The organism is Microcystis sp. M_QC_C_20170808_M3Col (assembly GCF_007095505.1).
Lineage (GTDB): Bacteria > Cyanobacteriota > Cyanobacteriia > Cyanobacteriales > Microcystaceae > Microcystis.
The window spans coordinates 1-15,265 of record NZ_SFBY01000289.1 but is presented as its reverse complement, the minus strand read 5'-3'; the positions used below and the strand labels follow the sequence as shown (position 1 = coordinate 15,265).

Here is a 15,265-nt window from a genome sequence, read left to right as displayed (position 1 = left end):
GTCAGACTTAAGCAATTAAGCGTTTTTCGCTATCTGCGTCAACCCCGTTGACGCGACCACCCTAAAAAAGTGGCGTGGTGAGGAATCGCCGTCCGTTTTACGGCGGCGAGGATGTCAAAACAGCGATGTGGAAAAGAATCCCCCGTCAAGCTACGCTGTGACGGGGAGAGTATGTCAACAGAGGAAATGAACTATGTCCCAAGATAAGCCGATCCAACGCCAAATTCTACCGATTCCCGACTTGACCCCCTTCGGTCTAATCACCTACGACGCGAAGAATCCAGACACTGACTATCCCCCGATTCGAGATATCCGACCGCCGGACGGCGCGCCCAACGTGCTGATCGTGCTGCTCGATGACGTGGGCTTCGGAGCCTCCAGCGCCTTCGGTGGGCCGTGCAATACCCCCACTTTCGAGCGATTAGCGGCACAGGGGCTAAAATATACCCGTTTTCATACCACTGCCCTCTGCTCTCCCAGCCGCGCGGCTTTGCTCTCCGGAAGGAATCATCACTCGGTCGGCATGGGCAACATCACCGAAACCGCCACCTCCGCCCCCGGGCAGAGTTCCGTTCGTCCCAACACCAAAGCCCCCCTCGCCTTGACCCTGAAGCTGAACGGCTATTCCACGGCGCAGTTCGGTAAGTGTCACGAGGTACCGGTTTGGCAAACCAGCCCGATCGGCCCCTTTGACGCTTGGCCCTCCGGCGGGGGTGGATTCGAGTATTTCTACGGCTTTATCGGTGGCGAGAATAACCAGTGGGAGCCGGCACTGTACGAGGGAACAATCCCGATCGAACCGCCGAAAACCCCGGAGAAAGGGTATCACCTGACCGAAGATCTGGCCGATCGAGCGATCGCTTGGGTCAGTCAACAAAAAGCCCTCGCCCCCGATAAGCCTTTCTTTATGTACTTCGCCCCCGGAGCGACCCATGCCCCCCACCACGTCCCCAAGGAATGGATCGACAAGTATCGGGGCCAATTCGCTCACGGTTGGGATCACCAGCGCGAGATTACCTTTGCCCGACAGAAAGAACTGGACGTAATTCCCCAAAATGCCGAACTCACCCCCCGTCACGCCGAAATTCCCGCCTGGGATGACATGGACGAGCGCCTGAAGCCGGTATTAGAGCGCCAGATGGAGGTGTACGCCGCCTTTATGGAACATACCGATGATCAGGTGGGACGGGTGATTCAAGCCTTAGAAAATCTAGAAATCCTCGACGATACGCTCGTTTACGTCATCGTCGGCGATAACGGCGCATCCGCCGAGGGAACGCTTCAGGGCGCGTTTAACGAGATGGCCAACTTTAACGGATTAGCGGGTCTAGAAACCCCGGAATTTCTCCTCTCGAAACTGGATGACTTCGGCGCGCCCGATTCCTATAATCACTACGCGGTCGGTTGGGCTTGGGCGATGAGTAGCCCCTACAAATGGACGAAGCAGGTCGCTTCTCACTGGGGCGGGACCCGCAACGGTACGATTGTTCGTTATCCCAAAATCATCACGGAAAAAGGTGGGATTCGCCATCAGTTCTGTCATCTGATCGATGTGGCCCCGACGGTGTTGGCAGTAGCGGGAATTCCCGAACCGACTATGGTTAACGGTGTCCTACAAAGTCCCTACGAGGGTACGAGTATGGTTTATACCTTTAACGACGCGGCCGCCCCCGAACGTCACGATGTGCAGTATTTTGAGATGTTTGGCAATCGGGGCATCTATTACAAGGGTTGGAGTGGGATTACCAAGCACCGCACCCCGTGGATTATGACTGGACAGACGATGGTTCCTTTCGACGATGATATCTGGGAACTATACGACGGCAGTAAGGATTGGACGCAAGCTCGGGATCTCTCCCGGGAAATGCCAGAGAAACTGCACGAACTACAGCGACAATTTCTGATCGAGGCGGTTAAGTATAATGTACTGCCCCTAGACGATCGCCAAGTGGAACGGGTCGATCCCGCCACCGCTGGCCGGCCTACCCTCGTGCGGGGAAACTCGCAATTATTCTTTGCCGGGATGGGGCGTTTGTCTGAAAATAGCGTCATCAACATCAAAAATAAATCCTTCTCGGTGACGGCGGAACTGAACATTCCCCCGGAAGGCGCGGACGGGGTGATTATCGCCCAAGGCGGCCGCTTCGGTGGTTGGAGTGTCTATACCCACGACGGAAAAGCCAAGTTCGTCTATAACGTGCTGGGGATTCAAAGTTTTGTCACCGAGGCGACGGAGACGATCCCGGCCGGTAAGCATCAGGTACGGATGGAGTTTGCCTACGATGGCGGTGGTTTAGGACGGGGGGGAAATGTCACCCTCTACTACGACGGTCAACCGGTGGGTACGGGTCGGGTAGAACGAACTCAGGCTTTTATTTTCTCTGCGGACGAGACCACGGATATCGGCTACGAATCCGGTACCCCCGTAGCGGCGGAATATACCTCGAAAACCAGTCGTTTCACCGGCAAGATCGGTTGGGTTCAACTGGATCTGGGTACGGACGATCATGACCACCTGATCGACCAGGAGGAACGTCTGAAAATTATCATGGCCCGGCAGTAGAAAAGGGGACTTGCGATCGACGGTTTCGCTTATTCGGTCTTAGGGGAGGAATCGCGATCGCTGGCGAGCCAATGTTTAATTTTCTATAGCAAAAACTAACCGCGCTGGTAGTTTTATCTAGACTTTCCCTCGGTTAAAAGCAAAAAAATTGAGTTTAAATTAGCAACTTTGTTCTATGGAATGGTCTTTTTTTAGAAACTTTGCCATCACTCTATTCGCCCTCTTAAATCCTCTGGGGATGCTGCCGATATTTATTAGTTACACCGCTCGCGAACGTCAAGAAGTACAGCGACTCGTGGCTCTATTTGTCTCGTTGACTGTCTTGTGTTTGTTGTTAATTTTTATGTTTATCGGAACGTCAATGCTAAAATTCTTTGGTGTCACCTTAGACTCTTTTCGCCTTGCTGGTGGAGTGCTTTTGTTGATGATCGGTATCAACATTGTTAACGGTTCTGGGGGAGAGACAAAAGAGCTTTTAATTAATGAGCGAGGAGGGGATTATCTCAGCGAAGCTAAGTCAGTTTATCGGCAAATTGTTATTCCTATGGCTATGCCTTTATTGGTAGGACCTGGGGTTATTGCTAACGTTATCCTTTATGCCAGTGAAGCCGAATCAAAGCTGGGTGACGGTATGGGCATTGAACTGATTTTGATGACAATTTTAGTCAGTTTTTTGGTCTTTCTCATCCTCGCTGCTGGCAAATGGTTACAAAGACTTTTGGGAGATATTGGCTTGAGTATTACTCAGCGAGTTATGGGGCTATTTGTAGCGGCGATCGGAGTACAATTTATGGTGACAGGTTTGATTAATATTTTTGTCGATCAGATCGTTCCTAAACTGCCATCATAACAAATTGCTAATTAGTCTAAATAGTTAGCTAAGAAAATTACTGAAAATATCAAATAAGCTGTTGTATATTTAAACTGGGTATTAAGGAGAGCAATCATGAGAAATTCTGAGCAATTGACCAAATCCCTGAAGCGTTTTCGTTATACACTTTTTCTGGGAGTAGCGGCCATGGCAATCACTAGCTGGGGGATGCCCAATATTTCTGTAGCCCAGACTACTCCTGCTCAAGAAAAAGTGCAGTTAATGTTCGTGCAAACGGCAGAAGATATTCAGGTAGATCCCGTCACAAAAACAATTCGCTTGGTAAATGTCAACAAACAGACCCTATACTTTTCCGATCGCCCGAACCGGATTGCTGGTAATCTGACCATGGCCGCCTATCTGGATGAGTGGACAGCCCGGGCGGGAAAAGATAATTTTGCTAACGATCCCCCCAATGCGACCCTCTCAGTCTACGAACCTGGTCGTCAAGACAATACTATAGTTGTCGTCGAGATTAGCAATCCCGTCATCGATGGCAAGGACTTGATTTATAGCTACAAGCTAATCGAAGGGACTCTACCCAAGGCCGGCGGGGCAACTTCCCTATTTATCGATTGGATTGGTGTTGGTGGTGGTGTCGGTCCTGGCTTTTACGGGGTGGGGGCCGGTACCCGCGGAGTCGGTTTATACGGTGGTTACGGTGGACCCCTACGTTATTAATACGCTTATTCTATTATTCCTGTAAATTTATCTAGCGATTAGGAAAATCCCATGAGTTACAGATACATCAATCAATTAGCCACACCCGAAAATTTGCAGCGATTTCTGGAATTTGTTGATCTGGCGGCTGGGGGAGGCAAAGATACGGCTAATGTCTGGGAAATCGAGCGCCGATTGGTTAATAGTCGCCCGATGGAGTTATGTGTAAAAGCAGTTCTGCAAGAACCAGCTTCCGCGCAATTAGTGCAAGAAAGATACATTGGCAACCCCTACGATATTGAAGCAATGTTAAAAATGCCGAAGGGTTCTCTCGGTTGGACTTACGGCACAATTATGCACACTTTGGGCTATGATCCGCAATTTTATCCCCAACGCAAGCAATTTGATTCCGATGCCGACTATATTGGTTTTCGCGTTGATAAAACCCACGATATCCATCACATTCTCACCGGATTTAGTTTAGATACTCTTGGAGAATTGGGAGTAATTTCTGTCACGGTCGCTCAAACTCGTTATCCTACTTTTCTCCTCATCGATATCCTCTCTTTACTGATGACTTTTTTTACCAGTGATACTCTGTTAAATGAGGTGGAAAGTGATGCCGATTTAAATAAAACTCTCGGTTACAAATTCGAGCTAATTTCCCAGGGAATTACCATCGGCCGTAACGCTAAACCCCTATTCCCGATCAAGTGGGAGGAAGGCTGGGAAAAACCCTTAGATCAATGGCGCCAGGAACTGAATATTAAACCAGTTTTAGATGGTCCCTGGAGTTGGTACAGTCGCCCGGAATTACAGTCGGCGATCGCTTAATTTTTCCACCAGATTTTTGTGTGAGAATAGTGAGGGACAATTCTGCTTTGATCTATGGTCAAAAAACCTCTAGAAAACCAAGCCATACTCAAATTCGCTGGCTCTGTCAAATAATTGTTGCTCTAATTGTCTTAATTATGCCAGTAGCAATTACCCTGCGACTGGTTTTAGCTTTTCTTTTCGCTTTGATGGGGGCAATTGCTTTACTAGCTTACAGAATTTCTTGCGTTGCTCCTTGGCAGTTAGAACTATTAAAATCTCCCAATCATCGGGTGGCATTTCTGGAATCCCTATTTTTACGACCGGCAGTTTCGGACTATTAATTTATCTGATCGCATCCGCACAGGCGATCGTCCATTTTGCTTGCGGTTTTCTGGGTATTATCAAACCTCCGATACAAGTATTAATAGTACGGCGAGGCGGCGACTGGTAGCAACCCAAGGAATGCTTTCCTATTTTTTATCCGTCTCGATTATTGCTATTATTTTTGGAATGATTGGTAATTTACTCTCAGCAAAAAAGATATTTTATTAAGGAAGTTATGGTTCATCAGAAAATTAATCTCGATCGCCTTAGTCCGGAAGAGGCACTAATTACCCCCACCTATGCTTCCCGCGCCCTGACTTCCGCTGTACCTAAATACGAGATTCCCGAGGGAGAAATGCCCCCGGCGGTGGCCTACAATTTAATCCGCGATGAACTCGCCCTTGATGGTAATTCTCGCCTGAATCTGGCTACTTTTGTCACCACTTGGATGGAACCGGAAGCCAAACAATTAATGGCGGAAACCTTCGATAAAAACATGATCGACAAGGATGAATACCCACAAACTGCCGAAATTGAACTGCGTTGTGTGAATATGATCGCTAGACTCTGGAATGCTCCCGAAAGCGAAGCGGCAACTGGTTGTTCTACCATTGGTTCCAGTGAAGCGGCGATGTTGGGAGGCATGGCTTTAAAATGGCAATGGCGCAAACGCCGACAAAAAGAGGGTAAACCCACCGACAAACCTAATTTAGTCATGGGCATTAATGTGCAGGTTTGTTGGGAAAAATTCTGTCGTTATTGGGAGGTAGAACCGCGTTTTGTGCCGATGGAAGGGAATCGTTTTAATCTCAATGCGACCGAGGCAATTAAACTAATTGATGAGAATACGATCGGGGTAATTGCAATTATGGGTAGTACCTTTGATGGTAGTTACGAACCCGTCCAAGAAATTAATGATGCCCTGGAAAAATTGAACAGAGAAACCGGCTGGCAAGTTCCCCTGCACGTCGATGGTGCTAGTGGTGGTTTTATTGCCCCTTTTCTCGATCCCGATTTAGTCTGGGATTTTCGCCTCAAATGGGTTAAATCGATTAATGCTTCCGGGCATAAATACGGTTTAGTCTATCCCGGCGTCGGTTGGATTATCTGGCGAGATCGGCAAGAATTACCAGAAGAATTAATCTTTCATTGTAATTATTTAGGCGGTGATCTGCCTAATTTTGCTCTGAATTTTTCTCGCCCTGGCAATCAAGTAGTTGCTCAATATTATAATTTTTTACGCTTGGGTAAAGAGGGTTATCGACAAATTCATCAAGCCTGTCGAGATACGGCCCTGTATTTATCGGGGGAAATCGCTAAGATGGGACCGTTTGAATTAATTACCGATGGCAGCACTATTCCGGTTTTTGCTTGGAAATTAAAGGAGACAATTAGCGATCAATCTAATTATAGTTTATTCGATTTAGCTGATAAATTGCGCGAGCGGGGTTGGTTAGTTCCTGCCTATACAATGCCCAAAAATCGCCAAGATTTAACCGTGCAGCGCGTGGTGATCAAGGAGGGATTTAGTCGCGATATGGCGGCTCTGTTGTTGCGGGATATTCACTCAGCAATCGCCTTCTTTAAATCTCAGTCTAATTATCAGTCAAAATTATCTGGTTCCCATTTCCATCACTAACAGATGTTGAGGAAAAACTCGCTTAAATTCCCTAAATATTGGCAACCATTACAAAGTTCTGGTGTTGCCAATTTTTCCACTCCTGTCTCAACCTAGGCTCTCTGCACCTCATCGAGGACAGTAATGCCTGAAGCTTACCCGACTACACACAAAAAAATCTGACTTAATCCTATGCAATTTGTACCAGTTGTCGATATTAATCAAAGATATTTAATGCTAACTACACCATCTAAAGCTAGAGGATGGATGAAAAAAATTGGGCATACCTTGGTAATATTTTTTGTAGTTTTACTACTGACTCTAACCTCCCCTCTTTTGGGAATCGCTCAAAATCCGACACAACCGGAAAATAAAATTGACGGCTTTCCAGTTATGTTAGATGGAAAAACTCTCTTTTTTATCCGGCGGGGAGTTTCTTCATTTTCGGCGGAGGAGAGAGCTAACACTATTACCCGGAGAATTGAAAGAATTGCTCAAAATGATTCTATTCCTATTGAGAACCTGACAATTGAGCAGATTCCTGATGATAACTCACTTTATTTAAGTATAGATCAAGAAGTGATTCTAACGGTGACGGAGCGAGATGCAAAAGCCTATCGTTCAACGCCGGAGGTTTTAGCTCAACAAGCTTTACAAAAAATTCAGGTCGCTATCGCTCAATATCGCCAAGATCGAAAACCAGAACAACTACTTAAGAACATCATTTATACGGTTATAGCTACCTTTTCTTTCTTGATTATTAGCTTTGCAGTTATCAAAATTTCAGGGAAGCTATTTCCCTTCATTAGACGTTTGATTGAATCCTTGACACCAGGCATTCAAATCGGGAATATTGAGATTGTATCTTCCTCTAAAATTAGCTTCTTTTGGCTGCGAGTTCTTCGGATGATTCGCTTATTTATTCTGTTTTTATTAACATTCAATTATGCTACATTTGTACTTCGTTTATTTCCCTGGACAAGAGTTTTTGGCGAGAGTATTTTAGGTTATTTTTCTCGATCATTAGAACTGGTTTTATCCTCCATTGGCAAATATCTTCCCAATGCCTTTATTATTGCCATAATCATTTTTGTAACCTACTACTTAATCCGGCTAATCAAGCCCTTTTTTACGGCAATAGAAAGAGGAAATCTGGTTATTCCTGGTTTTTATACTGATTGGGCTAAACCTACTTACAATCTCCTATTAGTCATAATTATTGCCTTAGCAGCAATAGTTGCTTTTCCCTATTTGCCTGGTTTTGATTCCCCGGCTTTCCGCGGTGTTTCTGTTTTTCTTGGTCTTCTTTTATCCCTTGGTTCTACTTCGGCGATCGCCAATGTTATTGGGGGAATTATTCTTATCTATACCCGTGCCTTTCGCATCGGAGATCACATTCAAGTAGGAGATGTAATTGGCGATCTAATTGAAAAAAACTTCCTAGTCATTCGCATTTGCACTCCCACTAATAAAATCATTACTATTCCTAACTCATCTTTATTAAGTAGTAATGTGATTAACTTTAGTATTTCCTCGCGGGAATTAAACAGAAATCTAATTATTCAGACAACGATTACCCTAGGGTACGATCTGCCTTGGCGAAAAGCCCACAAAACCTTAATTGAAGCTGCTCTAGAAACTGACCATATTCTCAAAGAACCCGCACCTTTTGTCCTGCAAACTAGCCTAGATAATTTTTACATCAGTTATCAATTAAACGCTTACACTAACCAACCCAATTTGATGGTAATAATTTATTCAGAACTCCATCAAAATATTCAAGACAAGTGTAATGAAGCTGGGATTGAGATTCTCTCTCCCAGTTACACCTCCCTACGAGATGGAAATACAACAACCATTCCCGAAAATTATTTACCTTCCGATTATGCTGCGCCTCCCTTTCGCGTTCAATCTTCAGATAATCAGGAAAACAACACATTTTGACACCAAATCCGTTTTTAATCACTCACTGTTGGCGGATTATTAATATAATGTTAATTGAGCTTAGAAGGAGATATAGCGGTTCTCGCATCTGCGAGGCACACTTTAACCTTTGTTGATTAAGCTTTTCAGGATTGAGAATGTACCTCTTGTGAACAGGAAACGCTATAAATCGATGACGGCATCCTATGAGCAAGACTTTGGACTTTAGTCCGAACAAATGGCCGATTTATTAGCCTCCGGTCGGTTTTCCGAGTTAGATATTGAGAATTTGGTCGAAGAGGTACGGGATTTGTCGAAACGGGAGCGCGATCGCATAATCTCTTAGGGTGCGTGTTTACGGCGATAATCTCTGATAAAAAAACCAAATCAACAATCCGCACGCCACGCACTAACTTTATCATTAAATTGGTGCGCTTTGATTATAATAAAATGCCTCTTAGCTTAACTACTATAAGAATTCATCTTTCTATCGTATTGAGGACGACAGGGACTGCCCCAAGCGACCTTTTGAGCGGGAATATCGGCAAATACGCTACTTCTTGCCCCAATAACAACATTAGAGCCAATTTTTACCCCCGGAGCCAGGAAACAATCGGCCGCGATCCATGTACCATTACCAATGAGGATGGGAGTGGTTTTTAAGCTGAAAGAGCGATCGCAGGGAGCGTGACTGCCAGTGCAAAGATAGCATTTTTGAGAAATCACACAATGACTGCCGATGGTAACGTTATCTAAACTATAAATCACCACATCATCGCCAATCCAAGTATAATCGCCGATCGCAACTTTCCAAGGATAAGTAACCCTTGCCGTCGGGCGAATTTTCACCCCAAGGCCGATTTTAGCCCCGAATAGTCGCAAAATAGCGCAGCGAAAGCTATCCATTTGGTGCAAACTGAGGGGAAAAAGAATTCCCTGTACTAACCACCAAAGTAGGATAATCGGATTAGAACGACCACGATCAAACCAAGATTGATCGTAGGTACGCAAATCTAGCCACGCTTCCTCATCGGTGCGGATTTCTGGGGACATAGGACTTATTTAATCATTTTCGCGGGTTGAGGTTCCGAGGGTTTAACCGGGGGATTAGCATGGGCATTAACGTTTAATTTACCGCCAAATTGCCGTAATTCGTACAATTTAACCCCTATTTGGTATTCGTACTGACTCAAAAGACGACCGTAGATATAACCAGCTTTGCCATCCAAGAAACCGAGACGGATAAAATAAAAGAGAATAAAGCGCAGCAGCGGTTTAAAGGGCAATTTTACCCAAATTTTCTTTAAAAAACGTTTTCTCTGCACCGCATCACCGAACAGGTTCGCTCCGATCGTGCCGCTTTCGTCATTACCCGTGAGAATATTGTAATAAACTCGCGCCTCCCAGTTGGAATAACGATTATGTCTTTCTAACCAATGATAGATATCGCGGAAATCGATGTGCAGCATATCATTTTTCAGATATCCCACCTTGCCATCGAGGATAACGTGTTCGTGAACCTCGTTATCTCCCGTGTTGGGGATATCTTCCGTGTTTAAATTCTCGTATCTGCCCGACTTATGTTTAAATAAGCGCAGATTCCAGTCGGGATACTTGCCACCATAACGAATCCATTGTCCGAGGAAGAAGACGCGACGATTGAGATAATAACCATTATAGTTGGAATCTTGGATCACGGTGGCGATTTCGTCCCATAGTTCGGGGGTGATTCTCTCATCACAATCGACGATTAATACCCATTCATTGCGAAAAGGCAGATTATCGAGGGACCAGTTTTTCTTTTTCGGCCAACGACCATTAAAATAAAATTGGACTACATTAGCCCCATAGTTTGTAGATATTTCGATCGAGCGATCGCTACTTTGGGAATCGACGACAAACACTTCATCAGCCCTAGCAACACTCTCTAAACAGGCGGGAAGGTTAGATTCCTCGTTTTTGGCGGGAATCAACACCGAAACGGGAATTTTTTCTGATTGACTAAACATTGGTACACTGTGGCTAGGTAGAGTGTTCGCATCTTTCCTTAAAACCCTTAGTCACTCAGAAAGCGAGAACTAGGACTTAAGATTTTTTTTAATCTTACTATACCTTATTCGGTTTTTTACGCTATCCCTAGGCTTGAACCTAAGAGAGAGACTCCTAGAGACTTGGATATTCTCCCAGAAAATAGCGAAAAATTCGCTAGGCAATACATCTGTTCTAGTATCTAAATTTCTAACTGCGAAATAGACGACTATACTGGGTTTCGTGGTTCATACTGGCAAAACTTAGTCCCCAACTCCAACTGCTCAGGTTTTCATCGGCTAAACTGATAATATCTGCTGTTGCTGTTAATAAACTGGGCTGTAAACCGATCAGAAGGGATTGTCCTAGGGTTTGCCCAAGGGGAATTAAACGCAATCCCGCATTGATTAAATTACTTGCCCAACTGTGTAAATAGCCTAAAACCGCTAATTCTTCGCCAATTTGCCAATGACTTGCCCCGATCGCAAAAGCGGTGGCATAATTAGCCTGTTCTGGTAGATTATCTCTGGCCGGCGCTAACTCCCGCAATAAGTTTAACAGCGATCGCCCCATTTGCCAGCTTTGTTGTCTTAATTCGGCCGTCTCCCGCGTGGCCGATAACCAATTATCCCAATAATTAAGTTTTGTAAAATCTTCTTGACAAAAACAACGATATACCCTTAGTAAAACAGCCGTTTCTAAGCGAATCGAGCCTTGACAAAGCGATCGCTCTAACCAATCATTTAAGCTGGCACTATTGGAGATAATCCCCTTTTCGACGAGGGTTTCTAGCCCTTCGGAATAACTATAGGCCCCGACGGGTAAAATGGGACTAGCCAATTGTAATAAACACAAAAGTTCTTTTTGATCGAGCATAGAAAACCGAGAAAATTGTCCTTAACACATTTAGGGAAATGCTTGGCACTTCGGTATGTAGATCGAGCCGGTAGAAAGCGGCACTCTGTGAATTATACCGTGGTTAATAGCCACAATTATAAACTACTATACTTATGTCCTCACGAGAACAGCATTTTCTGAAAATAAATCTTGTCGTTCTCCTCTTGATTTTAGCTTTGATTGCTGGAGTTGATCGGGAAAAATTACACTCTAGTCTTTTATTTTATCCTCCCGCTACTCCCCCAACTCCGCTCGCTGGTTTATTAACCCATTCTTTTCAATTGCTTTGTTGTCTGCCCCCGATTGTTTGCCTTTTTAGTTATACTTTGTTGTCCCGCAAGACAAGTTTCAATAATTCTCGCCATTTCTTACTTTTTTCTGGTATAATAACGGGACTTTTTGCCATCAATGAAATCTTCAGAATTCATATCATTCTCCTCTATTTTAATATTCCCAAATTCTTGACTATCTCTGTTTATGCCCTCGCAATTCTGATTTATGGTTTAGCATTTTGGCGGCGAATAAGACAAACTTATTACCAAATTTTAATCATCGCTTTAGCACTTTTAACTTTTGCGATCGCTATCGATTTTCTCCAGATTAAAAATCAAGGTTTTGCTAGTCTAAGTGAAGGAATTCCTAAACTGTTAAGTGCTGTGAATCTAGCTGGCTATTTTTGGGATGTATGTTTTCAAGAAATTTCAGCCCAGATCAAATCCCAATAAATTATCCATTTATCTGTTTAACCAGATGTAAAATTTCAGGAAGAATCAGTTTTTCTAGGGCTAATTTAACGGCATTAGTGGAACCAGGGAGAGAAAAGACTAATAAGTTTTTATAAACCCCAGCTATTGCCCTTGATGCCATGGCACGGGAGCCAACTTCCTGATAGCTGAGATAACGAAATAATTCGCCAAAACCGGGCAAAGTAATCCTTAATAAAGGTACTAAAGCATCATAGGTATTGTCTCTGGGAGCAATACCCGTACCCCCATTGAGAATTAAGACTTTTATCTGATTTTGATTACTAATCTCTGGTAAGATTGCTTGAATTTGTAAGGGTTGATCGGGGATAATTAAGTATAGGCCGATATCATGACCCGATCGAGTTAGTAACTCTTGAATTATTTGGCCGCTACTATCCGTCTCTGGGGTACGAGTATCGCTCACCGTGACTACGGCACAGGTAAGGTTAAGGGGGGTGGTGTCGGGATGGGGAATAAAGGTCATAATTAGGGTCTGCTGAAAAAGTTTTTCGGTGGGGGTTGGGGGTTGGGGGTTGGGGGTTGGGGTGTAGGGTTTTACCGATTTTCAGGTGGTCAATTACCTAATGTTCAGGGAAAAAGTAGCTTAATTTTCCCCCTGCTCACTCCCAGTCCTGGCACTTTTGGATTTCAAAAAGGTCTAAAAGTCTTATCCAACAAGGTTTTTAGATTTATCTGGTCAGTGCAGTCACCCTATAATAAAAAACTTAAGTTTTGCAAGTATTGCTGATTTTTGCTGGTTTTTGGAACCTTTTCGCCGGTAATGATGACAAGGTGAAAGGAGCTTCTAGAGAACAGATTATCCCAAAATAACAAAATCGAGATTATCATCTAAGTTGGTATAGATTATGACTGGAATTATGAGTCAACTCAGTCCCCTACAAGCCGAACAAATCAAGGAAATCGGGACTTATTTACGTCAAAAGCGGGAAGAAAGCTGCCTGAGCATAGACGATATCGCCGCCCTGACGATGATTAGAGTACCAATGCTAGAAGCGTTGGAAACGGGGAATTGGGAGAAATTACCAGAATTAATTTATGTCAAGGGATTTATCAAACGCTACGGTGATGCTCTAAAAATTGATGGTAAAGCTTTAGCCGATCGCTTGTCTCCTAGTGCGGAACAATTAGCTCAAGAGGTAACTATCCCGAAAACACTGCCCACAAAAGTTACCCCTCTCCCCAAGGCTGAACCCGCTGCCCCAAAAGTGGAACCGGTGAAACCAGAAAAACCAGCCCCAGAAACTGGCCCCCAACCGGCTAAATCAACCTTTTTCGGGATGTATCTCTGGCTAGGCTTGCTGGCGGGCATATTTTGTGGTATTGGCTATCTTTTCCTCCGTCCCCCTCTCTCTAACGCCCCTGCCGTTACTCCCTCTCCTTCCCCCGTGGTTTCCCCCGCGCCGGTAGTCCCTCCCGCACCGATAGCCTCTCCTTCCCCTTCTCCTCAGTCAAAAGTTCCCCTCTCAGCCGAAGTAACTATTGAACAGGCCGCTTGGGTAAGGGTAATTGCCGATGGCAAAAAAGTCCATGAAGGCAATCTCCAACCAGGTACTAAACAAACTTGGACAGCCCAAAAGAGTTTAAATATTCGATCGGGCAATGCTGGTGGTGTTAAAATCTCTCTTAACCAAAAACCGGCCCAATTAATGGGTAAAGCTGGCCAAATTGGCGAAATCACCCTAACTGCACCTCCTCTCAGTGATCAGTAAACAGTAATCAGTAATCAGTGAACTAAAAACTCGCATCTGAAAACTGATCACTGATTAGGCTGCATCATCCCAGATGGGGGTAAGGCTTTGATAATCGTAGCGGGAAGCGTTGGGATGACAGGTGACACAGGTGGTATGACCGATAGGATTAGGTAAATTGACCCTAGGGTGCAAAACTTTTAAATAGGTGGACTGTTCAATTAGGAGGGGAACAAAAGTAGTCTCCCTAAGAGGGCGGGAAGAATAACTGAGATAATCCCAGATAAGACGCTGAGTAATGCCAACAATTGGTTTTAAACGGATACCATAGTGAGAATTAGGATTTTCTAGGATTTTTTTCCAAGTTTGACTGGGTAGGATGCTCGGAGGAATGGCAATATGGCAAGTGGCACAATTTTCTAGATAGGTTTGCTGTCCAATTTGATAACGATTCAGCACTGTATCCGAGGAGGGAGATTGGGCGATCGCTGGTTGTTTAAGTAGCGAAGCCAGTAGAATACCCCCTAGAATACTGAGGAGAAAGAGGATAAGAAAAAAAATCGATTTCACTTGACTGCTCGAAGGCATGACTGGGATGACGGGTAATTGAACACAATTGTGACACTCTCGCCATCACAATGCCAAGCTGTGTGATGGGAGATTCTTGCTTCACAGAAACCTGCTTTTTGAGACGAATCCCAAGGAGTCTTACAGTCTCTCCACAAGTTTAAACTCCTGACTGCCCATCAGTATTTGGGTTCTTCTGGTTTATGTGTGGAAACGAGGTCTATACTGATATTTTCTAGTTTCTTCCTCGGCTCGACTGAGCATCGCCGAACGTCAAAATAGTCCTAAAAGTCTTGCTTGATAGGTATTTCACGGTTTCATAAGCAAAAATTATAACACAAAGTCGAGAAGAGCCTCTTAACTTTTTTTGTATCAAAATTACTTGAACGGGAGCATTAAAAGGGGAGAATTAATCCCCCCATTAATGGCTCTTCGTTACTCTTTATGCTAAATCAACAGACAAGATGCCAAGATAACATACTTCTAACCCAAAAATTCCGAAAGTTTCTAAAGCCATAGCCTCTTCGTTTTATTAGTTTAAGT

14 protein-coding genes and 1 pseudogene are annotated in these 15,265 nt (G+C 44.4%); 10 read left to right on the top strand and 5 right to left on the bottom strand.

Going from position 1 to position 15,265, the window contains the following annotated elements; translation table 11 throughout:
• Positions 1–193: 193 nt before the first annotated feature.
• The 8 genes and pseudogenes from EWV84_RS13060 to EWV84_RS13025 form a co-directional block, all read left to right on the top strand.
• Positions 194–2,563, top strand: a complete 2,370-nt coding sequence (locus tag EWV84_RS13060; RefSeq protein WP_287078324.1) for an arylsulfatase — start codon at positions 194–196, stop codon at positions 2,561–2,563.
• Positions 2,564–2,738: 175 nt separating this feature from the next.
• A complete protein-coding gene (locus EWV84_RS13055) occupies positions 2,739–3,413 on the top strand; it encodes a MarC family protein (RefSeq protein ID WP_286825860.1) in 675 nt (224 codons plus the stop codon).
• Between the two features lie 96 nt (positions 3,414–3,509).
• On the top strand, positions 3,510–4,115 hold the full coding sequence (locus EWV84_RS13050) for a hypothetical protein (RefSeq protein ID WP_287078323.1): 606 nt from the start codon (positions 3,510–3,512) through the stop codon (positions 4,113–4,115).
• A gap of 51 nt (positions 4,116–4,166) precedes the next feature.
• Entirely contained in the window at positions 4,167–4,928 is a 762-nt protein-coding gene (locus tag EWV84_RS13045) for a Coq4 family protein (RefSeq protein ID WP_287078322.1), read from the top strand.
• Positions 4,929–4,957: 29 nt separating this feature from the next.
• Complete coding sequence (locus EWV84_RS13040) at positions 4,958–5,251, top strand: hypothetical protein (RefSeq protein WP_287078321.1); 294 nt, start codon at positions 4,958–4,960, stop codon at positions 5,249–5,251.
• Between the two features lie 218 nt (positions 5,252–5,469).
• A complete protein-coding gene (gad, locus tag EWV84_RS13035; RefSeq protein WP_287078320.1) occupies positions 5,470–6,873 on the top strand; it encodes a glutamate decarboxylase in 1,404 nt (467 codons plus the stop codon).
• Between the two features lie 171 nt (positions 6,874–7,044).
• On the top strand, positions 7,045–8,796 hold the full coding sequence (locus EWV84_RS13030; RefSeq protein WP_287078319.1) for a mechanosensitive ion channel family protein: 1,752 nt from the start codon (positions 7,045–7,047) through the stop codon (positions 8,794–8,796).
• A 217-nt stretch (positions 8,797–9,013) separates the two neighbouring features.
• A pseudogene (locus EWV84_RS13025) lies at positions 9,014–9,118 on the top strand (DUF29 family protein); the annotation flags it as partial.
• Between the two features lie 119 nt (positions 9,119–9,237).
• On the opposite strand, the gene hpsU reads toward EWV84_RS13025, so the two are convergent.
• The 3 genes from hpsU to EWV84_RS13010 all read right to left on the bottom strand — a co-directional run bounded on the left by hpsU (position 9,238) and on the right by EWV84_RS13010 (position 11,679).
• The gene (gene hpsU / locus EWV84_RS13020) at positions 9,238–9,828 is read right to left on the bottom strand and encodes a hormogonium polysaccharide biosynthesis acetyltransferase HpsU (protein ID WP_286825866.1); all 591 of its coding nucleotides are present in this window, start codon (positions 9,826–9,828) and stop codon (positions 9,238–9,240) included.
• 5 nt (positions 9,829–9,833) lie between these two features.
• Positions 9,834–10,784, bottom strand: coding sequence for a glycosyltransferase family 2 protein (locus tag EWV84_RS13015; RefSeq protein ID WP_286825867.1), 951 nt, complete (start codon positions 10,782–10,784; stop codon positions 9,834–9,836).
• Between the two features lie 229 nt (positions 10,785–11,013).
• Positions 11,014–11,679: an urease accessory protein UreF gene (locus EWV84_RS13010; protein WP_012266864.1), complete on the bottom strand. Its 666-nt coding sequence runs from the start codon at positions 11,677–11,679 to the stop codon at positions 11,014–11,016.
• Positions 11,680–11,813: 134 nt separating this feature from the next.
• Between EWV84_RS13010 and EWV84_RS13005 the strand changes: the two genes are divergently transcribed.
• The gene (locus EWV84_RS13005) at positions 11,814–12,425 is read left to right on the top strand and encodes a DUF8692 domain-containing protein (RefSeq protein WP_287078317.1); all 612 of its coding nucleotides are present in this window, start codon (positions 11,814–11,816) and stop codon (positions 12,423–12,425) included.
• Between the two features lies 1 nt (position 12,426).
• On the opposite strand, the gene EWV84_RS13000 is transcribed toward EWV84_RS13005, so the two are convergent.
• Positions 12,427–12,930, bottom strand: a complete 504-nt coding sequence (locus EWV84_RS13000; protein WP_287078316.1) for a MogA/MoaB family molybdenum cofactor biosynthesis protein — start codon at positions 12,928–12,930, stop codon at positions 12,427–12,429.
• A 382-nt stretch (positions 12,931–13,312) separates the two neighbouring features.
• On the opposite strand from EWV84_RS13000, the gene EWV84_RS12990 reads away from it, so the two are divergent.
• Positions 13,313–14,176: a helix-turn-helix domain-containing protein gene (locus tag EWV84_RS12990; protein ID WP_287078314.1), complete on the top strand. Its 864-nt coding sequence runs from the start codon at positions 13,313–13,315 to the stop codon at positions 14,174–14,176.
• A 54-nt stretch (positions 14,177–14,230) separates the two neighbouring features.
• Here EWV84_RS12990 and EWV84_RS12985 read toward each other — a convergent pair whose 3' ends face one another.
• The gene (locus tag EWV84_RS12985; RefSeq protein ID WP_287078313.1) at positions 14,231–14,743 is read right to left on the bottom strand and encodes a dihem cytochrome c family protein; all 513 of its coding nucleotides are present in this window, start codon (positions 14,741–14,743) and stop codon (positions 14,231–14,233) included.
• Positions 14,744–15,265: the final 522 nt, after the last annotated feature.